This window comes from Microbulbifer halophilus, assembly GCF_026183675.1.
Classification (GTDB): domain Bacteria; phylum Pseudomonadota; class Gammaproteobacteria; order Pseudomonadales; family Cellvibrionaceae; genus Microbulbifer; species Microbulbifer halophilus.
Genome location: NZ_JAPIVK010000048.1, coordinates 1 through 25,513, shown reverse-complemented (window position 1 = coordinate 25,513; position 25,513 = coordinate 1). Strand labels below are relative to the sequence as shown.

The 25,513-nt window shown below is 61.7% G+C and carries 24 protein-coding genes and 1 pseudogene; 10 read left to right on the top strand and 15 right to left on the bottom strand.

The genetic code is table 11. The annotated features are described in order from the left end of the window. Both OQE62_RS17785 and OQE62_RS17780 read right to left on the bottom strand, forming a co-directional pair. On the bottom strand, positions 1-419 hold a 419-nt coding region (locus OQE62_RS17785; RefSeq protein WP_265723392.1), incomplete at its 3' end, for a dienelactone hydrolase family protein. Continuing rightward, positions 412-1,071: a phosphoribosyltransferase gene (locus tag OQE62_RS17780; protein ID WP_265723391.1), complete on the bottom strand. Its 660-nt coding sequence runs from the start codon at positions 1,069-1,071 to the stop codon at positions 412-414. The genes OQE62_RS17780 and OQE62_RS17785, both read right to left, overlap by 8 nt. Before the next feature lie 82 nt (positions 1,072-1,153). Here OQE62_RS17780 and OQE62_RS17775 point away from each other — a divergent pair, with 82 nt between their 5' ends. After that, entirely contained in the window at positions 1,154-2,167 is a 1,014-nt protein-coding gene (locus tag OQE62_RS17775) for a hypothetical protein (protein ID WP_265723390.1), read from the top strand. A 218-nt stretch (positions 2,168-2,385) separates the two neighbouring features. Here the strand turns inward: OQE62_RS17775 and OQE62_RS17770 are convergent, their stop codons facing one another. The 3 genes from OQE62_RS17770 to OQE62_RS17760 form a co-directional block, all read right to left on the bottom strand. Further along, a complete protein-coding gene (locus OQE62_RS17770) occupies positions 2,386-2,595 on the bottom strand; it encodes a hypothetical protein (RefSeq protein WP_265723389.1) in 210 nt (69 codons plus the stop codon). 78 nt (positions 2,596-2,673) lie between these two features. After that, positions 2,674-5,400 carry a DNA polymerase I gene (gene polA / locus OQE62_RS17765; RefSeq protein ID WP_265723388.1) on the bottom strand — a complete coding sequence of 909 codons (2,727 nt, stop codon included), beginning with the start codon at positions 5,398-5,400 and terminating at the stop codon, positions 2,674-2,676. 133 nt (positions 5,401-5,533) lie between these two features. After that, entirely contained in the window at positions 5,534-6,418 is an 885-nt protein-coding gene (locus OQE62_RS17760; RefSeq protein ID WP_265723387.1) for a metal ABC transporter substrate-binding protein, read from the bottom strand. A 177-nt stretch (positions 6,419-6,595) separates the two neighbouring features. Here OQE62_RS17760 and OQE62_RS17755 point away from each other — a divergent pair, with 177 nt between their 5' ends. The 3 genes from OQE62_RS17755 (at position 6,596) to OQE62_RS17745 (ending at position 11,034) form a co-directional block, all read left to right on the top strand. Next, positions 6,596-7,375, top strand: coding sequence for an ATP-binding cassette domain-containing protein (locus OQE62_RS17755; RefSeq protein ID WP_322746591.1), 780 nt, complete (start codon positions 6,596-6,598; stop codon positions 7,373-7,375). Next, on the top strand, positions 7,376-8,185 hold the full coding sequence (locus OQE62_RS17750; RefSeq protein ID WP_265723385.1) for an iron chelate uptake ABC transporter family permease subunit: 810 nt from the start codon (positions 7,376-7,378) through the stop codon (positions 8,183-8,185). Positions 8,186-8,517: 332 nt separating this feature from the next. After that, a complete protein-coding gene (locus OQE62_RS17745) occupies positions 8,518-11,034 on the top strand; it encodes a TonB-dependent receptor (protein ID WP_265723384.1) in 2,517 nt (838 codons plus the stop codon). A 65-nt stretch (positions 11,035-11,099) separates the two neighbouring features. Here OQE62_RS17745 and OQE62_RS17740 read toward each other — a convergent pair whose 3' ends face one another. The 6 genes from OQE62_RS17740 to OQE62_RS17715 form a co-directional block, all read right to left on the bottom strand. Next, on the bottom strand, positions 11,100-11,534 hold the full coding sequence (locus OQE62_RS17740) for a DUF1294 domain-containing protein (RefSeq protein WP_265723383.1): 435 nt from the start codon (positions 11,532-11,534) through the stop codon (positions 11,100-11,102). Between the two features lie 62 nt (positions 11,535-11,596). Then, a complete protein-coding gene (locus tag OQE62_RS17735) occupies positions 11,597-12,271 on the bottom strand; it encodes an SCO family protein (protein ID WP_265723382.1) in 675 nt (224 codons plus the stop codon). Positions 12,272-12,274: 3 nt separating this feature from the next. Then, entirely contained in the window at positions 12,275-13,168 is an 894-nt protein-coding gene (gene cyoE, locus OQE62_RS17730) for a heme o synthase (protein ID WP_265723381.1), read from the bottom strand. Positions 13,169-13,272: 104 nt separating this feature from the next. Next, the gene (locus OQE62_RS17725) at positions 13,273-14,385 is read right to left on the bottom strand and encodes a COX15/CtaA family protein (RefSeq protein ID WP_265723380.1); all 1,113 of its coding nucleotides are present in this window, start codon (positions 14,383-14,385) and stop codon (positions 13,273-13,275) included. 1 nt (position 14,386) lies between these two features. Continuing rightward, positions 14,387-15,028, bottom strand: coding sequence for an SCO family protein (locus OQE62_RS17720; protein ID WP_265723379.1), 642 nt, complete (start codon positions 15,026-15,028; stop codon positions 14,387-14,389). Further along, on the bottom strand, positions 15,025-15,786 hold the full coding sequence (locus OQE62_RS17715; protein ID WP_265723378.1) for an SURF1 family protein: 762 nt from the start codon (positions 15,784-15,786) through the stop codon (positions 15,025-15,027). Before OQE62_RS17715 ends, OQE62_RS17720 begins: the two co-directional genes overlap by 4 nt. 45 nt (positions 15,787-15,831) lie before the next feature. Between OQE62_RS17715 and OQE62_RS17710 the strand changes: the two genes are divergently transcribed. Beyond that, positions 15,832-16,056 carry a DUF2909 domain-containing protein gene (locus OQE62_RS17710; RefSeq protein ID WP_265723377.1) on the top strand — a complete coding sequence of 75 codons (225 nt, stop codon included), beginning with the start codon at positions 15,832-15,834 and terminating at the stop codon, positions 16,054-16,056. 54 nt (positions 16,057-16,110) lie between these two features. On the opposite strand, the gene OQE62_RS17705 is transcribed toward OQE62_RS17710, so the two are convergent. Genes OQE62_RS17705 through coxB form a run of 4 tightly spaced genes read right to left on the bottom strand, consistent with a single transcriptional unit; the run spans position 16,111 to position 20,318 of the window. Then, positions 16,111-17,001: a cytochrome c oxidase subunit 3 gene (locus tag OQE62_RS17705; RefSeq protein WP_265723376.1), complete on the bottom strand. Its 891-nt coding sequence runs from the start codon at positions 16,999-17,001 to the stop codon at positions 16,111-16,113. A 5-nt stretch (positions 17,002-17,006) separates the two neighbouring features. Then, positions 17,007-17,579 (bottom strand): cytochrome c oxidase assembly protein, encoded by a 573-nt coding sequence (locus tag OQE62_RS17700; RefSeq protein ID WP_265723375.1) that lies wholly within the window; start codon positions 17,577-17,579, stop codon positions 17,007-17,009. 25 nt (positions 17,580-17,604) lie between these two features. Then, positions 17,605-19,155, bottom strand: a complete 1,551-nt coding sequence (gene ctaD / locus OQE62_RS17695; protein WP_265723374.1) for a cytochrome c oxidase subunit I — start codon at positions 19,153-19,155, stop codon at positions 17,605-17,607. An 11-nt stretch (positions 19,156-19,166) separates the two neighbouring features. Then, positions 19,167-20,318, bottom strand: coding sequence for a cytochrome c oxidase subunit II (gene coxB, locus OQE62_RS17690; protein ID WP_265723373.1), 1,152 nt, complete (start codon positions 20,316-20,318; stop codon positions 19,167-19,169). A gap of 403 nt (positions 20,319-20,721) precedes the next feature. On the opposite strand from coxB, the gene OQE62_RS17685 reads away from it, so the two are divergent. The 5 genes and pseudogenes from OQE62_RS17685 to OQE62_RS17665 form a co-directional block, all read left to right on the top strand. After that, positions 20,722-22,056, top strand: a complete 1,335-nt coding sequence (locus OQE62_RS17685; protein ID WP_265723372.1) for an MATE family efflux transporter — start codon at positions 20,722-20,724, stop codon at positions 22,054-22,056. Positions 22,057-22,173: 117 nt separating this feature from the next. Further along, complete coding sequence (locus OQE62_RS17680; protein WP_265723371.1) at positions 22,174-22,842, top strand: hypothetical protein; 669 nt, start codon at positions 22,174-22,176, stop codon at positions 22,840-22,842. 629 nt (positions 22,843-23,471) lie between these two features. After that, positions 23,472-23,816: a hypothetical protein gene (locus OQE62_RS17675; protein WP_265723370.1), complete on the top strand. Its 345-nt coding sequence runs from the start codon at positions 23,472-23,474 to the stop codon at positions 23,814-23,816. Between the two features lie 290 nt (positions 23,817-24,106). Next, positions 24,107-24,766 (top strand): hypothetical protein, encoded by a 660-nt coding sequence (locus tag OQE62_RS17670; RefSeq protein WP_265723369.1) that lies wholly within the window; start codon positions 24,107-24,109, stop codon positions 24,764-24,766. A gap of 211 nt (positions 24,767-24,977) precedes the next feature. Further along, positions 24,978-25,513, top strand: a pseudogene (locus OQE62_RS17665) (transposase); the annotation flags it as partial.

The following is a 25,513-nucleotide window of genomic DNA, read 5'->3' as shown; positions in this document are numbered from 1 at the left end:
GGGCGGCCGCCGCGGGATACCACCGCGCCGACCCGCTGCGGCCGCTCGGCGGCGGCGATCAACGCCGCGGCTGCGCCGGTGCTGGAACCGAACAGGCCACAGCGGAGACCTTCGGTGGCCGACTCCTCCGCGGCCCAGTCCAGTGCCGCCGCCAGGCGGCCCGACAGCAGCGGTATATCGAAGCGGAATTCACGCGTGGCCTCGTCGACCCTGTGCTCGCGGGCGGTGAGCAGATCGAACAGCAGTGTGCCGAAGCCGGCATCGTTCAACTGTTCCGCCACCCGGTTGTTGCGCGGGCTGAAGCGGCTGCTGCCGCTGCCGTGGGCGAAGAGCACCAGCGAGGTGGCGTCCTCCGGCAGGGTCAGGAAACCCTCCAGTGGCCCGCCGTCGACATCCACCAGCACTTCGCGTCTATTCATTCCCCGCCCCCGGCAGCTCGTCCGCCTCGCGCATCATCTGGATCACCTGCTGGTCGGAAAGCTGGGAGAAATCCCGGTACCAGGCGCCGATGGCCCAGAAGGACTCCGGCGCCATCAGGCACTCGATCCTGTCGGCCAGGTCCTCGAAACGCTGCAGTGTCGACGGCGGCGCCACCGGCACTGCCAGCACCAGTTCCGCCGGCTTCTGCGCGCGCACCGCGCGGGCGGCGGCGGCCATGGTGGCGCCGGTGGCAATGCCGTCGTCCACCAGAATCACGCGGCGGTTTTCCAGTTTCGGCCAGGGCCTGTCGCCGCGGTAGCGCTGCGCGCGGCGTTCCAGCTCCGCCCGCTCGTCGCGCGCCACACGCTCGACCTCGTCGTCGTCGACGCCACTGCTGGCCAGCACTTCCTCGTTGAGCACCTGTCCGTGACCGGTGATCGCGCCCATCGCCAGCTCCCTGTGGCCCGGCACGCCCAGCTTGCGCACCAGCATCAGGTCCAGCGGGGCTTTCAATTTGCGCGCTACTTCCAGACCCAGGGGCACGCCGCCGCGGGGCAGCGCCAGCACCATCACATCGTCGCGGTCGGCGTAGTCGCCCAGGGATTCCGCCAGCCTGCGGCCGGCCTCGACACGGTTTTCGAAGGGCTCCATCGCGGTCTTGCCCTCGCGGATCGGAGGTGAGTGAGATGAATAAAACTAGACTAGCAAACAGACTTCTCCAGCCGACGCCGCCATGGATCAAATCGACGCCGACAGGCCGGATCTCGAGGAAAAGACCCGCTTCCTGCGCTCCCCGGAAAGCTACCCGGAGGGCACCGCATCCGTGCGCCCGGTGGAGACCCATATGGCGCGGGTCTTCCTGACCGACCGCCACGCCTACAAGATGAAAAAACCGGTGCGCACCCGCTACCTGGATTTCAGCAGCCTGGACAAGCGCTACGGCGTCTGCCGCGAGGAGCTGCGCCTGAACCGGCGCCTTACCGACGGCGTCTACCTGGACGTGGTACCGCTGCGACTGACGGCCGACGCACATCTCAATCTCGGTGAGCAGGGCACACCGGTGGAGTGGCTGGTAAAAATGCGCCGGCTGCCGCAGGGCGACTGCCTGGCGGAGCGGATCGGGGCGCTGTCCACCGCCGGGCTGCAGCCGCTGCTGGACCGGCTTCGCACCTTCTACCGGCAAGCGGAGGTGATACCGCTGACCGCGAACCAGTACCTGCAGCGGCTGCGCCGGCATACGGAAAGATGCCGCGACGATCTGCTGCTGCCGGAACTGCAACAGGACGGCGGTGAAATTCGGGCACTGGCGGCGTCGCTACTGAACTTTACCCGCCGCCACAGCGCACTGCTGGGCGAACGGGCGGAATCCGGACTGATCGTCGAGGGCCACGGCGACCTGCGCCCGGAACACTGCTTCCTGACCGAGCCGCCACAGGTGATCGACTGTCTCGAGTTCAACCGCGACCTGCGCTGGGTGGATCCGCTGGACGAACTCAGCTACCTGGCGCTGGAGTGCGAACTGCTGGGCCGGGAGGACCTGGCGGAGGCGATAGTGCGCAGTGGCCCCGGGGCGCCACCGGACTCCCTGTCGCCCTTCTACAAAGCCAGCCGCGCCTTCCTGCGCGCGCGGCTGGCGGCGACACACCTGCTGGACGGCCCCCGGTACAGAGAGAACGGGGAAGTGGACAAATGGCTGCGCAAGACGCGCACCTATCTAGACGCGGCCCGGCGCCACTGTCCGCGGTGACGGCACCATACTGCGGACAAAAAAATGCCCCGGACTTGGGGGAGTACCGGGGCAAACATCTGACTTCCTTGGGGGATGATGACGCATTCCAACGATCTTGCTTACTTAGAGACACCGCTGGCGCCCCGGTTCCCCGGGAAAGGTTAAAAAGTGTTAAAAGTTGACCCGGATCGCGAGATTGTCGCCGGCTTCCTCCACAGGTAGCGCGAGACGTGGATTCACCCGTCTTCGGGAAAGGCTGCACACTCCCTGCGGGCGCGCCAGGCAAACCCGACCAGGTAGACGGCGGCGGTGATCAGCGCCCACAGCAGCCCGTGAGTGAACGCCAGCTCCGGCGGCCGGCCGCGCAGCAGCTGGCCGCCGGTGATGAAGGCCAGGGCCAGCAGGTAGGCGAGTGCGAAGCGGCGGAGCCAATACCCGGTTTTCATCGTGTTTTCCTCCTTGAAACATGAATTTTTAAAATCGGGTGCAGTTACGACTGGCGGGCCCACTAGGATCCCGGCATTTCAGTGGGCCTCATCCCAATTATGCCCCTGCCCCACATCCACAATCAGCGGTACGTCCAGCTCCGCCGCGCCCTGCATCAGGCCGGTGATACCCTCGGTGACTTTTTTCACCTCCTTCTCCGGCACCTCCAATACCAGTTCGTCGTGCACCTGCATGATCAGTTTGGTGGCGAGGCCCTGTTCTGCGAGCCAGGTGTCCACGGTGATCATGGCGCGCTTGATGATGTCGGCGGCGCTGCCCTGCATGGGGGCGTTGATGGCGGTGCGCTCGGCGGCCTGGCGCTGCATGCCGTTGCGGGAATTGATCTCCGGCAGGTAGAGGCGGCGGCCGAACAGGGTTTCCACGTAACCATTTTCCGACGCCTGCTTGCGGGTGTTGTCCATATAGGCGCGCACGCCCGGGTAGCGCTCGAAATAGAGATCCACATATTTCTGCGCATCGGCGCGGGGAATCCCCAGTTGTTTTGCCAGGCCGAAGGCGGACATGCCGTAGATGAGCCCGAAGTTGATGGCCTTGGCGCGGCGGCGCTGTTCGTCGCTGACCTCGTCCGGTTTTTCGCCGAACACCTCGGCGGCGGTGGCGCGGTGGATATCCTCACCGCGGGCGAAGGCATCCACCAGGCCCTTGTCGCCGGACAGGTGCGCCATGATGCGCAGCTCGATCTGCGAATAGTCCGCGGCGATGATCACGCTACCTTCCGGCGCCACGAAGGCCTGGCGGATACGGCGGCCCTCTTCGCTGCGGATGGGGATATTCTGCAGATTGGGGTCGCTGGAAGACAGGCGACCGGTGGCGGCCACCGCCTGGTGGTAGGAGGTGTGCACGCGGCCACTGGCCGGGTCGATCATCTGCGGCAGCTTGTCGGTGTAGGTGTTTTTCAGCTTGGCCAGGCCGCGGTACTGCATGATCAGCGCCGGCAGTTCGTGGGACAACGCCAGCTCCTGCAGCACCGGTTCGGCGGTGGATGGCGCCCCTTTGGGGGTTTTCTTGATCACCGGGATCTGGAGCTTGTCGAACAGGATGGCGCCCAGTTGCTTGGTGGAGCCGAGGTTGAATTCCTCGCCAGCTTCGTCGAAGGCCTTCTGCTCCACGGCGCGCATCTTCTGTTCCAGCTCGCCGCTCTGCCCGGCGAGCATCTGCGCATCCAGGTAGGTGCCGTTGCGTTCCATGTGAATCAGCACCGGCAGCAGCGGCATCTCGATTTCTTCCAGCACTTTCACCAGCGGCGGGATCTGCTCCAGGCGGCCGGACAGCTCGCGGTGCAGGCGCAGGGTGATATCGGCATCCTCGGCGGCGTAGGGGCCGGCCTTGTCCACTTCGATCTGGTTGAAGGTGAGCTGCTTGACGCCCTTGCCGGCAATATCCTCGAAGTGCACCGTCTTCTCGCCCAGGTACTTGAGTGCCAGGCTGTCCATATCGTGGCGGCTGGCGGTGCTGTCGAGCACATAAGATTCCAGCATGGTGTCCCGCTCGATGCCCCGCAGCTCGATATCGTAATTCGCGAGGATATGGCTGTCGTACTTGAGGTTCTGGCCGACTTTTTTCTGTGCCGGATCCTCGAGGATGGGCTTCAGTTTCGCCAGCACTTCGTCGAACGGCAGTTGTTCCGGCGCGCCCATATAGTCGTGCGCCAGCGGCACATAGGCGGCCCTGTAGGGCTCCACGGCAAACGACAGCCCCACGAGTTTCGCCTGCATATAGCTGAGGCTGGTGGTCTCGGTGTCGAAGGCGAAGATTTCCGAGTCTTTCAGTTTTTCCAGCCAGGCATCGAATTCGGCCATATCGGTGACGACTGCGTACTCGCGCTCCACCGCCTCGGCCATGGCCTCGTCGGCCTCTTCGCCGGACAGCTCCTCCAGCCAACTGCGGAACTCCAGTTCGCCGAACAGCTCGATCAGCCTGTCCCGCTGCGGCGCCCCGTTGTGGAGATCCTGTGGATGAATCGGCATTTCCACATCGGTCTTGATGGTGGCCAGCTTGTAGGACAGCTCGGCCGCCTCGCGGTGCTCGGCCATCTTCTTGCCCAGTGTCCTGGCGCCGCGGAAGCCCAGCGGCGCGATGGCGTCCAGGTCCGCGTAGATGGTATCCAGGCCCCCGAGGTTCTGCAGCAGCGCGAGAGCGGTCTTCTGGCCGACGCCGGGTACACCCGGGATGTTGTCGGACTTGTCGCCCATCAGGGCGAGGAAATCGATGATCAGCTCCGGACCCACGCCGAATTTCTCCACCACGCCCTCGCTGTCCATCTCGGTATTGGACATGGTGTTGACCAGGGTGATACCCGGGCGCACCAGTTGCGCCATGTCCTTGTCGCCGGTGGAGATGATCACTTCCTGCCCCTTACGCTGGGCCTCCAGTGCCAGGGTGCCGATGACGTCGTCTGCCTCGACACCCTCGACCACCAACCGCGGCAGGCCCATGGCGTCGACGATATCGTGAATCGGCTGTATCTGCTCGCGCAGCTCGTCCGGCATCGGCGGCCGGTGGGATTTGTAATCGGCGAACAACTCGTCGCGGAAGGTCTTGCCCTTGGCGTCGAAAACCACGGTCACGGTGCTGTCCGGGTGCTCCTTCAGATGGCGGCGCAGCATGCTGATGACGCCGCGCACCGCGCCGGTGGGTTTGCCGCTGCTGGTGCTCAGCGGCGGCAGGGCGTGGAAGGCGCGGTAGAGGTAGGAGGAGCCATCCACCAGGATCAGTGGCGCGGCATCGGACTTCTTCTTGGTCATAGAATCTCGGGTCTGGTGTTCGAATGGGTTGGCGCCGCGGCGGCGAAAGCGCCGGCGGCGGGACAATCAGGGCCATAGCATAACCGCCCCGGCGGCTTTTTTCTGGAGGCGGAATCCCGCTCTGCGGCCGGCGTCAGTCGGCCCCGGCCGCGCGGTCCGGCACCCAGGCCAGGCAGCGGCGGGCGTCGGCCAGCAGTTGTTGCTGCAGGTCCCGGTAGCCGGCATCCGCCGCCAGGTCCGTCGCCAGCGGATCCAGCGGTGCGTAGCGCAGGCCCAGGTTCTGCGCCGTGCGACGGTCGCGGTCGTTTGCCGGCGCCTCGCCAAACAGGCAGCCGTCCCCGGCGCCCTGCAGTTCCAGCAGTGTCCTGGCACCGCGCTGGCTTTGGCCGCTGTCGCTGAGCGCGCGGGTGTCGATGCCCGCCGGGCCGAAGAAGTGGCCATAAGCATCGTGGGTGACCACGATCGGCACCTCCCGGTAGGCCCAGAGCGCGCGGTTCTGCACCTTCTGCAGATTGGCCATGGCGCGGGAGAAATTCCGCGCCCGCTGGCGGTAGGTGTCCGCCCGCTGCGGCTGCAGTTCCGCCAGCCGTTCGGCGATATGCGCGGCCATCACCGCGGCGTTGCGCGGGCGCAGCCACAGGTGCGGGTCGTCCGCGGACGCGCCCCCGTATTCGTAACCGCCGGCGTCCAGCAGCTGCAACTGTCGTTCGGCCGGCAGCAGCGCCATCTGTTTTGCCAGCACGCCCTCCAACTGCGGCCCCAGCCAGATTGCCAGGCGCGCGCGCTCCAGCGCCGCGCGGTCGGAAACCGTGGGCGCGTAGTGGTGCGGATCGTCGCCGCGCACCAGTACCCGCACCGGCGTTTCCGGATCGACAATCTCGCGCGCAATCAGCGCCAGCGGGCGCACGCTGACCACCAGCTCGCTGGAGGTATCCGGCGCCGGGCGTCCGCAGGCGGCGAGAATCACGGCGGCGACGGAGAGCGTGAACAGGGAAAACGGGAACTGCGGGAATTTCATCGACATCCAGAAGTGTATGGGTAAAACCTGTGCCCACCCATTTGCGGGCGGAGACGATATAATCACACCCGGTCGCGGCCCGCCAGCCCCCAGTCACGACACAGCCGACTTGCGGAGGCGCGGGCCCTACATTCTTCCACGCATTCGCGGAGCGTCCCCCTGAGTCAAACCGAACCACTGATTACAGCCGACAACCTGGGGCTGGAGGTCGCCGGCCGGCGGCTGTTGCAGAAGATCACCCTGGAGCTGCACGCCGGCGAAATCGTCACCGTGATCGGCCCCAACGGTGCCGGCAAGACCACGCTGCTGCGCCTGCTGCTGGGACTGACGCGGCCCACCAGCGGCACCGTCAGGCGCCGCCCGGGGCTGCGCCTGGGCTATATGCCGCAGCGGCTGCAGATAGATCCGTCCATGCCCATGTCGGTGGCGCGTTTTCTGCAATTGGGACAAAAGAGGGAAAAGGGCGAGTCGCGGGTGCGGGAGGCCGAGACGATGGCGGCGCTGGAGCGCGTCGGCGTCGCGCCGCTGGCGGACGCCAGTCTCGCCGAGCTGTCCGGCGGCGAAATGCAGCGGGTGCTGCTGGCCCGCGCCACGTCGCGCAGGCCGCACCTGCTGGTGCTGGACGAACCCACCCAGGGGGTGGACGTGGGCGGCCAGGGCGAAGTCTACCGGCTGATCGCGACACTGCGCGACGAGCTGGGCTGCGGCGTGCTGCTGGTCTCCCACGACCTGCACCTGGTGATGGCCGCCACCGACCAGGTGCTGTGCATCAACCAGCATATCTGCTGCCACGGCGCGCCGGAGCAGGTGAGCCGCGACCCGGCCTACCTGGAACTGTTCGGCGACAAGGTGGCACCCTACACCCACCAGCACAATCACGAGCACGATCTCAGCGGCGGGATACTGCCCGGCGACGCCTGTGATCACGGTCATTCCCACAAGCGGGAGGGCCGCTAAGTGACGCAATTCAGCGAACTCCTGCAGAGCCAGTTTCTCTGGTACGCGCTGGCCGCCGGCCTGCTGGTGGCACTGGTCAGCGGACCGCTGGGCTGCTTCGCGGTCTGGCGGCGCATGGCCTATTTCGGCGATACCCTGGCCCACTCGGCGCTGCTGGGCGTGACGCTGGGCTTTATCGTGCAGCTGAACACCACCATCGCCGTCGGCGCCACCTGTTGTCTGCTGGCGATACTGCTGGTGTACCTGCAGCGCCGGCAGAAACTGTCGGTGGATACCCTGCTGGGGATCCTGTCCCACTCGATGCTGGCGCTGGGTATCGTCACCGTGAGCCTGTTCGAGATCAACGTGGATCTGCTGTCGCTACTGCTTGGCGACCTGCTGGCGGTGGGCGGCCGCGACCTGCTGCTGATGGCCGCGGCGGCGGCGCTGATTGCCGGGTTACTGTACTGGCTGTGGGAAAAGCTGCTCGCCTTCACCCTGCACGAGGAGCTGGCCGCGGTGGAGGGGGTACCGGTGGAAAAAATCCGCCTGGCGCTGATGCTGATGCTGGCGCTGCTGATCGCCATCGCCATGAAGGTGGTGGGTGTGCTGTTGATTACTGCCCTGTTGATTATCCCCGCCGCGTCCGCGCGCAGACTGTCACAGACACCGGAGCGCATGGCGCTGCTCGCTTCCGCCATCGGCTGCGCCGCCGTGGTGCTGGGACTGCTGGCGTCGATTCTGTGGGATACGCCGGCGGGGCCGTCGATCGTGCTGGCGGCGGCGCTGGTTTTTCTGCTCTCGCAGTTTTACCGGAAAAGGGCGGCCTGAAGCGCCGCCTTTACCAACCCTTCTGTATATCCGCCTCTCCAGCGAGCCCGTCGGATTCAAAATAAATCTGCGACCGTCGGCGCCCGCCGTGCGCGACACCCGTCACCGCTTCAACCGAATATCTCACCACTCATCGCACGTCGATTGCCGGTCTTTTATGCCGTTGCTAGTGTTGATTGCGACCGATAAATGGTCGTTTATCAATAATCAAAATAAATGGAAGATCGACAATTATGGATAAGCAATTCTTTCACCGTAACGCACTGACTGTGGCCATACTGAGTGCGGTCGCAGGGGCATCACACCATTCATTCGCACAGCAGGATCCGGCTATGGAGGAAGTCGCCGTAGTCGGTTCGCGCATTTCCCGCAACGCCGAGTTTGAAACCGCCACACCGATTCAGGTAATGGATCGCGAGGCAATCGAGAAGTCCGGCTATACCAACCTGCAGCAGATGTTCGAAAAAAATCCGGCAGCGGGCAATGGCACCTTTTCCACCCGGGGCAACAACCAGGATTCCACCGCCAACGGCGCGGCCGCGGTCAGCCTGCGCGGCATGGGCGCCGATGCCACGCTGGTACTGGTGAACGGACGGCGCGTTGCCATCAGCGCCTTTGCCGAGAGCATCACCACCAATTTTGTCGACATCAATACCATTCCACTGGCGGCCATCGAGCGTGTGGAAGTGTTGAAAGACGGCGCTTCGGCCATTTACGGCTCCGATGCCGTCGCCGGTGTGGTGAACCTAGTACTACGCGAGGATTTCGAGGGAGCCGAGGTCTCCGTGGATTACGGCGGCGCCGATGGTTACGACGAGCAGTCGACGTCGGCCATCTGGGGCGTCAACGGCGACGATTCCAATTTCACCGTGATTTTCGATCACCGCACCAACAGCACCCTGAGCAGCACCGAGCGCCCCGGCCTGGATACCGCCAATCAATCTCCCCGCGGCGGCATGGATTTCCGATCCTCGCGCGGCTATCCGGGCAGCTTTACCGTCGACGGCGAGATCCAGCCGGACCCGGATTGTCCTCCCGCGCAGGTCGCCGATACCGTCTGCGTCTACGACTACGGTCCCTGGACGCTACTGACACCCGAGTCGGAGCGCACCGGGGTGATGATGCTCGGCAATACACAACTCACCGACAGCGTCGAGTTCTTTACCGAGGTGGCATTCCAGCACAACACCTCCGTCGCCCAGGGCGCGCCCACGCCACTGGACGGCGATGCCGGGCTGACGGTCCCGGAGGGCCACCCGCAGAATCCCTTTGCCGGCAACGGCGACCTGGAAATCTACCGCTACCGCACCGTCGATGCCGGCGCGCGGCAGTGGGATATCGAGACCGACAATCTGCGCGGCGTCTTCGGTCTGCGCGGTCATATCTCCGACTGGAACTGGGAGGCCTCGGTACAGCGCTCCCGCAGTGAATCCACCCAGACCGGCGACCGCAGCCAGGGCTGGGTGCGCACGGACCTGTTGCAGCGGGAGATCGACGCCGGCCGTTACAATCCGTTCGGAGGTGTGCAGAACCCGCAGTCGGTCATCGATGCGATCACCACCAGCCTGGTACGCCAGGGTAAGTCCCAGTTGACCAGCGCCAACTTCACCGTCGACGGCAACCTGTTCGACACCCGTTACGGGGGCGTCGCCATGGCGGCCGGTATCGAGCACCGCGAGGAGGAGGCTTCGGATATTCCGGACGACCAGTTCCAGCGCGGCCTGATCTTCGGCACCGAGTCGGTATCCGCACAGGCGAGCCGGGATATCAGCTCGGCGTTCGTGGAATTCGCCGTGCCGCTGCCGGCCAATCTCGACCTGACCCTGGCCGGGCGCTACGACGATTACAGCGATTTCGGTTCCACTGCCAACCCGATGCTCAACCTGCTCTGGACGGCCAACGATATGCTGTCCCTGCGCGCTTCCTGGGGCACCGGTTTCCGCGCGCCGTCGCTGGCACAGATCGGCCTGGGGCCGTCCGAGGAGTCCATCTTCTTTGAGGACACTTACGGCTGCGACGTCAATCCCAGCTACTGCGCCAGCACCGATTACAATATCGTTTTTTCGGGCAACCCGGACCTGGAGCCGGAGGAATCCGAATCCTTCAATATCGGCGCCGTGCTGGAACCGGTGGACGCCCTGCGTCTGTCCCTGGATTACTGGAGCATCACCCAGGACGGCAAGATCGACGAGGTACCGTTCGGCTATCTCTACCGGCTCAACTGCAACGATCAGGATAGCGACGTCTGCAACCGCGCCGATCCCCTGCCGGGCGAATCCCTCGGCGCGCTGCAGTCCGTCGACAGCGGTTTCGTCAATATCGGTGAGCAGACGGTTTCCGGGGTGGACCTGAGCCTGGTCTATTCCGGCCTGCCACTGGCGGGCGGTGACCTGGGGCTGCGGCTCGACTACAGCCATCTGGCGGAGTTCGAACGGGTGGAGCTGGATTCCTCCGGCGAGAATTTCCTGACGCGGGACCTGGCGGGCGAGTACGAGTATCCGCAGCACCGCTGGGCCGCCTCCGCCGACTGGGCGCGGGAGAATTTTGCCCTTACCCTGGGGTTGAACTATATCGGCGAGTTCGAGGATACGCCGGATATCGACTTCGACGGCACCCTCGATTACGACAGCAATAAATCCCGCACCGTGGACAATTTCCTGACGCTGAACCTGCAGGCGCGCTATACCGGCTTCGAAAACCTGATGCTCAGCCTCGGGGCCGACAATGCGCTCGATGAAGAGCCGCCTTTCGCCATCGGCGACGGCAATTCGGACCTGTACGGCTATGTTTCCAGCCAGCACGATCCGCGCGGGCGCTTCGTCTACGGCAGAATGGTTTACAGTTTCTAGTGGTTGAAAAGGAGAGCCTCGGCTCTCCTTTTCATCTGGCAATTTATCGAAACGGCTTTTCCCGATTAACTCCCCGGCAGCCTATCAATTGCCGGATTCACCAAGCCATACACCCGCTGAATTCCCTCACGCAGCAGCGCTCCACCACTATCGGAAAACGTGGCTCCAAGCAGAGCGCCGTTCAACACGACCGTGCACCAGAAAAGCCGCCGGAATGTGACTTTCGAAGTCTTGTGGTTGAAAGCCTGCTGGGCCAGTATCGCCCCCGGCCAGCCGCCGGCGAGTGACAACAGATGCAGTGTTCTCTCACTGATGCGGCGCCAGTCGCGCACTGCGCAGAGCTTGTCCCAGCCGTAGAAAAGCGCGGTCAATGCACTGATTCCGGCGATCCAGTAGATAACCTCCAGTGGATAGAACCAGTAGCGTACTGCCAGCCACAGCGTCGCCACCAGCGCCACCGGCAGAATAATCGCAAAACGGAAACGACGGCCTTTGATCAATTCTCTGTTGCGCTTTTACCAGGGTCGTTTGTTCGCAACCGACGGTATCGCCTGTTCCCGTTTCAGCCGTTAAAGGTCGCCCGCATGGAGCGATAGGTGAGTTTCATCTTGGCCGGGTCCAGGGGCGCCTTGAAGAAGGCGTGGTAGTGGCCGCGCGGATTGATCAGCACCACCTGTGAGCCGTGGTCGACGGTGTATTCTCCGTCTTCCAGCGGCACCTTGTTGAAAGGCACGTTCAACTGGTTGGCAAAACGCTTGAGGTCCAGGAACTCGCCGGTGACGCCGCGAAAATCCGCATTGAAGTAGCGCACGTAATCGCGCAGTTTTTCCGGGGTATCGCGCTTCGGGTCCACAGACACCAGCAGGATATCGGTATTCGCCTGTGTCTCCGGATCCAGGGTCTGGTAAAAGCTGTCCAGGGTGGACAGGGTGGTAGGGCAGATATCCGGACAGTTGGTGAAACCGAAAAATACCAGCGTCCAGTCGCCGGCCAGGTTTTCCGTCTGGAAAACGTCGCCGCTGTCGGCGAGCAGCTCGAAGTTGTCGAGGATGCGCGGGCGCTCGAGCTGTATCGCGCCGTTCAGGCGCAGTTCCGAATCGCTGATCACCCGCGGTTGGCCGAGCTTGTGCAGAAAGCCGGCCAGTACCGCGAACATGAACAGAACCAGCACCGCGACCGTGATCAGGATACCGCGTTTCTGTTCCGGGGTTTTCTCTGTGTTTTGTTCGGCAGTCATCAATTACACCGCAATCAGGTAGTGGTCGAGTAACATGATGCAGAAGAGTGCCATCAGGTAGATGATGGAGTATTTGAAAGTCTCCATGCCCGCATCCGGATTTTTGCCCCGCAGCATTTCCACCGCCCAGTAGATGAAACCGAGGCCCAGCACCACGGCGCCCAGCAGGTAGAGCCAGCCGAGCATGGCGGTGGCGAACGGCAGCAGGCTGACGGCGAACAGCACGAAGGTGTAGAGCAGGATATGCAGTTTTGTGTAGGCGATACCGTGGGTCACCGGCAGCATGGGAATATCCACCTTGGCGTACTCGTCGCGGCGGTGCACTGCCAGCGCCCAGAAGTGCGGCGGCGTCCAGGCAAAGATGATCAGCACCAGCAGCAGGCCGTGGCCGTGCAGTTCACCGCTCACCGCCGTCCAGCCCAACAGCGGCGGCGCGGCGCCGGCGAGGCCACCGATAACGATATTCTGCGGCGTGGCGCGTTTCAGGAACATGGTGTAGACGACCGCGTAGCCGAGCAGCGAGAAGAGTGTCAACCAGGCGGTCAGCGCATTGACGAATGCCAGCAGGATACCCATGCCGGCCGCGCCGAGCGCCAGCGCGAACAGGATGGCCTTTTGCGGTTCCACCCGACCGCGGGCCACCGGGCGATTGCTGGTACGCGCCATCCGCAGGTCAATATGCCGATCCACCAGATGATTGACCGTGGCGGCACTGCCGGCGCAGAGCGCAATGCCCAGGTTACCCAGGACCAGGATATCCACCGGCACCATGCCTGGTACCGCCAGCAGCATGCCGATCACCGAGGTGAGGATCATCAGCATCACCACCCGCGGCTTGGTCAGCTCGTAGTAGTCGCGCCAGCTCGCTGCGCTGAGGACGGCGGTTTGTGTGGTCATGGCTGCACCTCGTTATTATCTTTTCGTCTCGCGCAGCAGTGTACGCAGACGCTTTGCAATTTCCGGTGTTCAAACGGCTCTCAGCCGTCCAGACAACACCGGCTTTACAGTGCTCCAGCCAGAGCCGAGTCGTCCGGGTTCGGTTTCCCCAGCCCCCCATCTCCGGTTGTCGCCGACGGCTGCGCCGTCTGGATGCGGTAGCAGAATGTCAGCAGGCCCAGCAGCAGCAGCGCGGCGCCGGCGTTGTGGGCCACGGCGATCGGCAGCGGCAGGAACATCACCACATTGGCGATACCCAGGCCTACCTGCAGCGCCAGTACGGCCGCCAGGCCCAGCGCCCAGCGCCGCGAACCGGCGCGCCAGGCGAGCGCCGCCAGCGCCAGTACCAGCGTAGTCACCAGCAGCGCGCCCAGGCGATGGGCGATATGGATGGCGGTGCGCGCCTCGCTCTCCAGTGCGCCGCCGAGATAGTTCGGCCCGATCTGCTGGGCGATATTGAACCCCTGGCGAAAGTCCGCCTGCGGCCACCATTCGCCGTGACAGGTGGGGAAATCCGCGCAGGCCAGTGCCGCGTAATTGGAGCTGGTCCATCCGCCCAGGGCGATCTGCAGTATCACGGCGGCCACCGCCGCGAAGGCCAGCGGGCGAAGTTTCTGCAGAAGGCGGTATTCGTGCGCGGGAATAAAACGTCCGCGGTTGCGCAGACGTTCCACCATCAGCCACAGCATCGACAGGGTCGCCATGCCGCCCAGCAGGTGGGCGGTCACCACCTGCGGCCAGAGTTTCAGGGTCACGGTCCACATGCCGAAGGCGGCCTGCAGAACGATGAGGGCCAGCAGTAGATGCGTCTGTGTGAAAGCGCGGTGGCCGCGGCGGCGCCAGGCGAGTACCGTCAGGCCGCCCACCAGCAGCAGCAGCAGGCCGGCGAAATAGCGATGGACCATTTCCGGCCAGGTCTTGTCGGTCTCCACCGGTGTCTGGGGGAAGGCCCCATTGGCGGTCCGGATCTCGTGCTCCTCCGACGGCCAGGTGAGGTGGCCGTAACAGCCCGGCCAGTCCGGGCAGCCGAGGCCCGCATCCGCCAGGCGGGTAAAAGCCCCCAGCACCACCACCACCACCGCCAGCACGGAACCGGCCAGCGCCAGGCGCAGGCGCCAGTCGGTGTGGGCGCCGCGATCCCGGGAATCGAAGGCGGGGTTGTGCAATTCTCTCTCCATATCACTGCTCATAGGAGTACTTCAGAAGACGCTTGATATCCTTGAGGAGCTGGTTGCCGCTGTGATCGTTGTCGTAGGCCATCATGGCAAAGCCGCGCTGGTCCACCAGCAGTGCCCGCGGGCCCTCGGTGTTTGCGGTGACCGTCTGTCGCTGCAGCCGCTGCAGGCTCTGCGCGTCCAGCCGCACCAGGCGCAGGCGGGGATGCTGCTTGTGCAACGCTTCGCGGCGCGTTTCGGAAAGCGGCGCCGTGCCCACCAGCATCCGCTCGACGCGACCGGCCCTCTTGCCCAGGCGGATATGCACCTGGCGGCTGGTGTAGAGCAACTCTTCACAGGCATCGCCGCAGTGCTCGCCGGGAACGATCAGGTAGCGCCATTTGCCTTCCTGTTCCGTCAGGTTCACCGGGCCTTGCTCTTCCTCGACAAAAGTCAGCCCCTTGATATCGACCGGCGGCTGCAGCAGGTCGCCCCGGTTGACCGTGTCCTCCGGCATGCCGGCGCCGGTATAGAAGACGACATAGGCGATAACGATCGGCAGTAATACCGAAGCGATAACAAAAACGCCCTGCAGGCGACCGAGTCCGGCGGGTGCCTGCCTGTCCCGCTTGCCGGGTTCAGAGACGATATCGGAATTCTGGGTCACGACGATGTACCTCGATTATCGTTATTGTTGTCGCTGTTTCTGCGCAGCAGTCGCGGTATTCGGGTGGCGGCGAACAGCCACAGGATCACCAGCGCGGCGGCCATCGCGAACCACTGGGCCGCGTAGGCATAATGGCGCTGCGGCGGGCTGTTGATCAACTGCCAGTCGGTGACCAGCGCCGTATCGGAATCGGCGCTCAGGCGGACCGTCCACTGCGGCTGCGCCAGGTCCAGCCTACCAGCAATTCTGCTGTCGATCCGCTGTATTCTCCGACCGGTTGCGGCAGTTCCGGTTTCGCCCGCCGCTGCAACCGGGTAGAGGAAGCCGGTAATCTCTCGGGTATCGCGCGGTCGGGCCACCTCCGGCAATGTGTCGCGATCCGGCGGCGCCGGCAGCCAGCCCCGGTTGACCAGCCAGCGCTGCCCGTCGCCGACAAATACCTGCAGCACTTCGTAGCCGACACGGCCGTTGCGGGTGCGGTTGTCGAGCAGGCGGTAGTCCCGGGTGTAGTAGCCCCGCATACGCACCGTCGTAAAGCGCCGGCGCTCATCCAGTTGCTGCGGCGAGCGGGGCTGGGAAGAGAGTCGCCGGTCGATGGCCGCGTTGATCGCCGCCTTTTCCCCGCCGCGCTGTATCTGCCATACACCGAGGCCCAGCAGCAGTGGCAGCAGCAGGCCACTGACGGCGGTGAGGGGCCAGTTGCGGATCAGTGCTACACTGGCATTCTTTGCGCGCGATGCGCCGGCGTCTGCTGTCATGCCAATTTACAACTAAGTTACAACAAAAAGTGGCGAATAATAATTATGTGGCTGAAAGTCGTTATTGTTCTTCTGTTTCTGGCGGTGCTGGTCAGCCTGTCCAGCGCGCTGTTTTTCCTGCTGCGGGATATGGGGGCGCCCGAATCGAAGCGCACCCTCTACGCCCTGGGAATCCGCATTACCCTCGCTGCACTGTTGCTGTTTGCCATCTGGTATGGCTTTGACAGCGGCATTCTCTCCAATACCGCGCCCTGGGCAAACAGATATTGACTCCGCCGGAACTTCTGCAGGAGCCTGCAGGGCAGGCTCCTGCAGAAGCGGCCGTCATGAGCCCAGCACGTAGACGAAGATAAACAGCCCCACCCAGACGACGTCCACAAAGTGCCAGTACCAACTGGCGGCCTCGAAACCGAAGTGATCGTCCGGCTTGAAGTGGTGCGCGATCACCGAGCGCAGCAGCATGATCAACAGCATGATGGTACCCATCGTTACGTGGGCGCCGTGGAAGCCGGTCAGCATAAAGAAGGTGGTGCCGTAGATACCCGACTCCAGTGTCAAGCCCAAGTGCTGGTAGGCCTCCAGATACTCTTCAACCTGGAAGAACAGGAAGGCGGCACCAAGCAGGACAGTGATCCCCAGCCATACGTTAAAGGCGGTACGCCTGTCCTTTTTGAGGAAAACATGGGCAAAGTGTACCGTGACGCTGGAAGCCAGTAGCAGAATCGTGTTCAACAGCGGCAGGTGCCAGGGATCGATGATGTCCTTTGGGCCGACCACCTTGGCCGCGTCACCGTGCACCGCTGCGTCCGGGGTCACCATCAGCGGCCAGGTACTTTCGAACCCTTCCCACAACATGTTGGAGGAACCGCGATCTCCCTCGCCGCCCAGCCACGGCAGGGAGAAGGTGCGGATATAGTAGAGAGCGCCGAAAAAAGCGGCGAAGAACATCACCTCGGAAAAAATGAACCAGCCCATACCCCAGACGTAGGAGCGTTTCAGCTGTTCACTGTTCAGGCCCGCCATGTTCTCCCGGATCACCGCGGCAAACCAGAACCAGAGCACCGTGGCCATGGCCAGTGCGCCGATGAAAAATATGTACGAGCTGCCGCCGTTGATCCAGCTGGCGGCACCGAAGGCCGTCAGGAACATGCCGATGGTGGCAAATATGGGCAGCCGGGACTGCTCGGGTACATAGTAGCTGCTTTCACTGGCCATAAATTCTATCCCTCTCGCTCGGGGTCGGTATTTTTATTGTCTGAATTGCTGGAAAATCTTTCCGTGACATCGAACAGCGTATAGGAAAGGGTTATCGTATTGACGCCCGGCGGCAGATCCGGATCGACGATAAAGCGCAGTGGCAATTCCGCCGATTCTCCGGCCTCGAGCGTCTGCTGGTTGAAGCAGAAACACTCGGTCTTGTGGAAATACTGCGCCGTCTCGAAGGGGACCAGACTGGGGATGGCCTGACCCACCATATCGCGACCGGTGGGATTGGAAGCCAGGAAGACGGTGTCCATGGCCTCGCCCGGGTGGACTTTCATCGTCGCCACACTGGGCTTGAAACCCCAGGGCATATTCTCGTTGTTGCTGGCCACGAACTGCACTTTCACCAGCCGGTCGGTATCCACCGCCGCCGGCACCGCCTCGTATTTTTCTCCGGTCTTGCCGTTGAGGCCGGTAATTTCGCAGAAGGCGTCGTAGAGCGGCGGCATCACGAACAGCGCAAACAGAAGCATGCCGGCGGCCAGCGCCAGCAGCTTGGTGGCAACAATTGCATTTTCGTTCAACCGCATCACTTTCTACCTGTCAACGCAACCTTCAGCGAACCGAGGGCGGCGTACTGAAGGTGTGGTAGGGCGCCGGCGACGGCACCGTCCACTCCAGCCCTTCCGGATTGTCCCAGACTTCGTCGCTGGCTTTTTTGCCGCCCTGCACCGTGCGCACCACATTGAACAGGAACACGATCTGCGCGGCGCCGAACAGGAAGGCACCCATACTGGCGATCTGGTTGAAGTCGGCAAACTGCAGCGCATAGTCGGGAATCCGCCGCGGCATGCCGGCGAGGCCCACGAAGTGCATCGGGAAGAAAGTCACATTCAGGCCGATAAACGCCAGCCAGAAGTGCACCTTGCCCATGGTCTCGTTGTACATATTGCCGGTCCACTTGGGCAGCCAGTAGTAGACACCGGCGGTGATCGAGAAGATGGCGCCCGGCACCAGTACATAGTGGAAGTGGGCCACCACGAAGTAGGTGTCGTGGTACTGGAAATCCGCCGGCGCGATGGCCAGCATCAGGCCGGAGAAGCCGCCCAGGGTAAACAGGATCACGAAGGCTATCGAGAACAGCATGGGCGTCTCGAAAGTCATGGAACCGCGGAACATGGTGGTGATCCAGTTGAACACCTTCACCCCGGTGGGCACCGCAATCAGCATGGTGGCGTACATGAAGAAGAGTTCGCCGGCGATGGGCATGCCCACGGTGAACATATGGTGGGCCCAGACGATAAAGCTCAGGAAGGCGATGGAGGCCGTCGCGTACACCATGGAGCTGTAGCCGAACAGCGGCTTGCGCGCGAAGGTGGGGATGATCGCCGACACGATACCGAAGGCCGGCAGGATCATGATGTACACCTCCGGATGGCCGAAGAACCAGAACACATGCTGGAACAGCACCGGGTCACCGCCGCCGGCGGCGCTGAAGAAGCTGGTGCCGAAGTGGATATCCATCAACATCATGGTCACCACGCCCGCCAGCACCGGCATTACCGCAATCAGCAGGTAGGCGGTGATCAGCCAGGTCCACACGAACAGCGGCATCTTCATCAGGGTCATGCCCGGTGCGCGCATATTGAGAATGGTTGCGATGATGTTGATGGCCCCCATGATCGAGGAGGCCCCCATGATATGGATGGCGAAAATAAAGAAGGTCACGCTTGGCGGCGCGTACTCGGTCGACAGGGGAGCGTAGAAGGTCCAGCCGAAGTTGGGCGCGCCGCCGTCCATGAACAGCGTCGAGGCCAGCATCGTAAACGCGAACGGCAGAATCCAGAAGCTCCAGTTGTTCATGCGCGGCAGCGCCATATCCGGGGCGCCGACCATCATCGGGATCATCCAGTTGGCGAGCCCCACGAAGGCCGGCATCACCGCCCCGAACACCATGATCAGGCCGTGCATGGTGGTCATCTGGTTAAAGAATTCCGGCTGCACTATCTGCAGGCCTGGCTCGAACAGCTCGGCGCGGATCACCAGCGCCATGCAGCCGCCCAGCAGGAACATGGCGAAGCTGAACCAGAGGTACATGCTGCCGATATCTTTGTGGTTGGTGGTGTAGAGCCACCGCTTGAATCCGGGTTGCGGACCGTGTGCCATGACCAGTTCCTCTACTGCTTATTCTTGAAATTGAGAATGTCGATGGGCTGCACGGTGTCGCCCATATCGTTGCCGAAGGCATTGCGCTGGTAGGTGATCACCGCGGCTAGGTCCACCTCGGACATCTGCGGGCCGAAGGCCTGCATGGCCGGATTCACCTGGGAACCGTTGATCACCATGTCCAGGTGCCCCTCCAGCTCACCGGTGGCCACTGCCGAGCCGGCAATCGCCGGGAAGCTGCCCGGCACACCCTGGCCGTCCGGCTGGTGGCAGGCGGCACAGGTGCGGTTGTAGACCTTCTCGCCGCGCGCGAACAGCTCGTCGAAACTGAACGTCTTCTCGGTCAGCTCGCGCATCTTGGCCGCCTCGGCGGCGCGCTCGGCCAGCCAGGAATCGTACTCCGCCTGCGGCACCGCCTTGACCACCACCGGCATGAAGCCGTGATCCTTGCCGCACAATTCGGCGCACTGGCCGCGGTAGATGCCCGGCTCGTCGATGCGGGTCCAGGACTCGTTGATAAAACCGGGAATCGCGTCCTTCTTGACCGCCAGATCCGGCACCCACCAGGCGTGGATCACATCGTTGGCGGTGATGAGGAAGCGGATTTTCTTGTCCACCGGCACCACCATCGGCTCATCCACCTCCAACAGGTAGCTGGTTTCCTTGGGCTGCAGGTTGTCGATCTGGCTGCGGGGTGTGGCGAGATTGGAGAAAAAGGAGACATCGGACCCCAGGTAGTCGTATTTCCACTTCCACTGGTAGCCGGTGATCATGATATCGAGGTCGGCTTCCCCGGTATCGTAGATGTCGTAGAGGGTCTTGGTGGCGGGAATCGCCATCAGGATCAGGATGATCGTCGGCACGATGGTCCAGACCAGCTCCACTGCAGTGCTCTCGTGGAACTGCGCCGCCTTGTAGCCCTTGCTCTTGCGGTGGCGCCACATGCTGTAGAACATCACCCCGAACACCACCACGCCAATGGCCACGCAGATCCAGAAGATCAGCATGTGCAGCTCGTAGGTGGTCTGGGAAACTTCCGTTACCCCCTGGGTCATATTGACCCCCCAGCGCTCCGCCTCCGCCTTCTGCTCCTGCGCCAGGGAAGACAGACTCGGCACCGAAGTGGCCAGCAAGGCGAACAGCCGATTGAAGCCTTTCAACATCGCCTACAGATCTCCGTGTGTGGCGAGCCTCCATCTGTGGCCGGTCGCTGCGGCGAGCGCCGGCTTCCAGGTGGAAACCCGTATCATTCTTATTTTCGGCCGTCGGCCGTCACGGATAACTGGAGTCCCCCCGTTGCCGGAACCCGGCTACAGGGTAATTCCACACGAAAATTGTGGACATGCTGTAGTAACACAAGACTACATACACTGGGCGGGATGGCACTCCCGCGATACTGCCGTCAGTGCAACTTGTTATTCTTTTGAGATAATTACTTCAGATGTCGTCGTCCGGAAGGTACAACCAACAACCTGCGTTTCTTTAATTCGTCGCATCTACTGCACGCTTAAATGAACACATCGCCGACAAAAAGTCAATTAATCCGCCAACTTAAGTCTCCTGCCGATGCCCCAGTCACAAAGCCTCGAGCGGCCCTATTTCCGCATCTGGAACCTCGCCTGGCCGATGATCCTGAGCAATATCTCGGTGCCGCTGCTGGGCGCGGTGGACACGGCGATTCTCGGCCACCTGCCCTCTCCCGAATACCTGTCCGGCGTGGCAATCGGCGCCAGCGTGATGTCGATGCTGCTGTGGGCCTTCGGCTTCCTGCGCATGGGCACCACCGGGCTGGTGGCGCGCAGCGGCGACGGTGGCGAGACCTGGCTGCTGCGCGCACTGCTGCTGGCACTGGCCCTGGGGCTGGCACTGCTGTTGCTGGCCTCGCCGCTGCTGGAGTTGATCGTCGGCTGGATGAATGCCAGCGAACAGGCGGCGCCCCACGCCCGGGACTACCTGCAGATACGCCTGCTGAGCGCCCCGCTGGCGCTGGCCAACTTCGCCCTGCTGGGCTTTTTTATCGGCCGCCAGGACAGCCGCGCGCCGCTGTTTATCCTGCTGGCCGCCAACCTGCTGAATATCGCCCTGGATTTTGTCCTGATCGTGGGGCTGGGCCTGGGGGCGCGCGGCGCGGCCATGGCGACCGTATGCGCCGACATCTGTGCGTTCGCCTTCGGCCTGCGCCTGCTGGGCCGGGTGGATGCGGATATCTGGAAGCAACTCGCCGGGCGGCTGCGCCGTTCCGACTTCTATCCCTGGCGGGCGATCGCGCCCTGGTTGGAGTTGCTGCGGATCAACGGCGACCTGTTTATCCGCACCTGTCTTTTGTTGCTGACCATGACTTTCTTTACCGCCCAAGGCGCGGCACAGGGAGACGCGGTGCTCGCGGCCAACGCAATCCTGTTGCAACTGCTGATGATGACCTCCTACGCGCTGGACGGTTTCGCCCACGCCACCGAGGCGCTGGTGGGGGATTCGATCGCGCGGAAATCCCGGCGGCAGTTTTACACCACGGTGCACACCGCCGGGCTCTGGGCGCTGGGGAGTGCCACCGCCATCACACTGGTATTCGCCGGCGGGCGCGACCTGATCCTGCCGCTGTTTACCAACCTGGAAAATGTCGTCGGCGAGGCACAGCGGGTTTACGGCTGGCTCTGCGCCCTGCCGCTGATCGCCGTGTGGAGTTATCAGCTGGATGGAATCTTTATCGGCGCGGGCAAAAGCCGGGATATGCGCAATACTATGTTTGTGGCTACCGTGCTGGTTTTCTTCCCGGCCTGGTGGCTGACGCGGGCCTGGGGCAACCACGGCGTCTGGTTCAGCCTGTTTTTGTGGATGATCTCTCGCTCTCTGGGCCTACTGGTTTACTATTACTGCTATAAACAAAGGGATCTCTGGCTATAAATGACCCGGGAGTACCAAAACCCTCAAACATAAAACACTATTTCCGTATTTTTTTACGTTAAGGGTATTGCCACACAGCAAAGCAACGGAAAGGGGGACCCGCCGTTGGAAAATGAAGTGGTATCAAAGGCCGAAGACTATCGTGTGATGCAGCAATGCATCGATCGCGCGGTCACCCTGGAGCGACACAAGGGCCGCTTTCGCCGCGCGGTACGCCGATCCCTCCCCCGGCTGCACCGCAGCATACGGCTGCCGCAGCACGACGGTCCTCTCCACCTGACGTCCTTTGTGATCCGCTATATCCAGGCGGTACCCGGCTGGCTGCAACAACTGGAGCATCTTTGCGACGCCGCCGGTGTCGACTTCCGGCCGGTGCGCGAATTGATCGGTGCCAGCTTTGCCCTGCCACCGGAGCGCCACCCGGCGGAAATCGGCATCGCGGCACTGCTGGACGACGCCTACCTGGCACACCGCACCCTCGAGGAGATCAACGAACAACTGCAGCCCGCCTGTGGTATTCCCCTGCTGCCGATGGACCCGATGGTGGCCAACCTGGTGGTGCGGGAACTGCTCGGCGAGACATTTGCCGGCGAACTGGACGCCGTCTGTATCCAACTGGGAGATCGCTACCGCGGCCAGCAACTGGGGCCCGACAGCCTGGTGGCGATGATCCTCTGCCGGCAGAAATTTATCGAAACGCCGGGCGACTGGCCGGATTTTGCCAGAGAGATGGATATCGGTTTGCGCGTGCCGGTACTGGAGCCGGATCTCGAAAAACTGCACTGATCCCCGACAACCATAAAAATAAGGACCATCAGCTCAATCGGGTAGAACAGGAAATAGCAGGATCCGTTCCCGCTTCACCCTGCCCGGTTTTGCTGGCGTTGCACTATCTGCGTCCAANGAGGCTGTAGGATTCCGGATTTTCGGCCAGCAGTTTGAAGTAGCGTTCCACCCGCTGCAGATAGGCGTCGACGCGCTTGCGGGAAAAGTTGCCGTCCCGGTAGTAATCGAGCACTTCGCTGTCGATTTCCGCCAGGGCCCGCCGGCGGCTCTCGCCGGAGAGGTCGCTGTCTTCCAACTGGTTGGGTATCCGCGAATATTGGGGTCAGACGGTATAAGCGGGCCATACCTCGTTGACCTTAGGACTCCAGAGATTATGGAGAAACAGCCAACCCTTGACCTGAAAGTAGCGTCAATATTTTACTCTGACCCCGATATCTGGCCCCAATATCTGCGATATCTCCATTTTATTCTCCGACGCAATCCCGGCGACACTGGTGACTATCGAACGAAACTGAGGGAGGATTATGATGCCAACTCCTTGGCCTGCATGATAGAGTCACGGTATATTGCCGTCCCAGAAAATACGGACCCCGTACGGAAAGCAGCGAGCCTTAAAAAAGGGAATACTCATGCCTTTAAACCCCACGGTTAAAACCACAGTTTCCAGAAAACTGGAAGAATACGAAGGGCGATACAACCACCTCTACTTGGATACCAAAGGTAAGGTGACCGTAGGCATTGGCCATATGATTCCCAACCGCGTAGCCATAGCCCCAATCACGATGTACAACACAAACAATGGACAACCATCAACCTCAGCCACGCTGGCAAAAAAACAGACTGAGTATGATCGCATCCTAAAGCAGAAGCGCAATTACAGGGCAGGCTGGTATAAGCAGTTCTGCACTCTCATGATGAAGGATGTGGATATTGATATTCAAAGAGACAAGCACATCAAATCACTTCTACAGTGAGCTCACCACAATTTATAGCCAGAAAAACGGATTCCAGAATAATTTCGACCAGATGCCTTCAGAAGTGCAAATGGCGCTTTTCGACATGATCTTCAATCTCGGAGCCACGAAACTGCAAAAGCTTTTCCTAAAGTTTAACGATGCTATTAAAAAGGAAAACTGGGCAGACGCAGCAACCGAATGTAACCGTCCAGATGTCAGCCCATCGCGGAACAATTATGTAAAGCAGTTATTGACGACCGCAAATAGAAAACCTACAGCAACTGCACCCCAATCAGGACCCTAATCAGATGAGATGCATATTTTCGCTGGTAGCAACGGTTCTCCTACTGTCTTGTGCGGCAGAGGAAGAAAACAGTATTGAAAAATCGATAAGCACTGATCAGATTACCGGCCTGACTAATCTGGGCAATAGTTACCAGGACGTCCAACTTGAATACGCGCTGGACGGCAGAGATGGAAACCTAGTGAAATTTTCCTCCTGCAGAGACGTTGACAAAACGGCAGATGACGCCATCAGAGAGGATCAGTACCCCTTACTCACCATGCTTCGCGCCAATTGCAAGGCACTAGAACTCTACTTCAATGCTCAAAACGCATCTAAATCCCACTTGCCGGAAAAAATTACTTCGGATTTCGTGCGCAACCTTCCCGCCAGTGCTACGCCCAACCTTGGCGGGGACCGGGATATATCAGTGGACAAGACGTTAGCTGAAACCTTCCCGAAAATTAAAGCCACCGAAATCGGTACTGGCAACGTGCAGGCCCAATTTGATGATCTGGATATCAACTACATCGCCCTGGCAAGAGGAGACTTCGATAGAGATGGAGTGGAGGATATGCTACTGCGCCTCGATTGGCAGGTGACGTCCGCCTTTGGAAATGGCTTTGATCTTCTGTTAGTAGGCGTAAACGCCAAGCATAATATTGTAATATTGGAGTCAAAGTAAAATATCGACACAGAAATCAACCATCGATTTCCAACCTTTTTTATTTCCCAATCTGACTTCGTATTTTATTTTACTCTGACCCAATATTCTCAGGATGGAGAGAGTCATGGGCGCCCATAAACTAAAAGGCAACAAGCGCCAACACCATTGCAATCCGATCACACAGCTGCAAAATACTGGCTATCCATACAGATAAACGAGGTAGCCAGACATGGGACTACCGCGCAAAGCCCTGATATCACCCGACACGACCCCGTACTACCATTGCGTATCCCGCTGTGTCCGCCGTGCCTTTCTGTGCGGGCAGGACGAGCGTACCGGACAGTCTTTTGACCACCGCCGCCAATGGATCGAGGATCGCCTGCTGGAGCTGGGACAGATCTTCGCGCTGGATATCTGCGGCTATGCGGTGATGAGCAACCACTACCATGTTGTGCTCCATATCAATCGGAACCAGGCCGGCCAGTGGAATACCCTGGAGGTCGTAGAGCGCTGGCACCGGCTGTTCAAAGGCTCCGCTCTGTCCCAGCGCTTCGCCCGTGGCGAGCACCTGAACCCTGCAGAGCTGGCGCGATTGACGGAGGTGGTGGAATGCTGGCGGGAGCGGCTAGTCGATATCAGCTGGTTTATGCGCTACCTGAATGAATCTATCGCCCGGGAGGCCAACCGAGAAGACAACTGCAGCGGCCGCTTCTGGGAATCCGTAAGCGATCAGCCTTCCCCACCCTCGGCCTGGGCCCGCTTTTC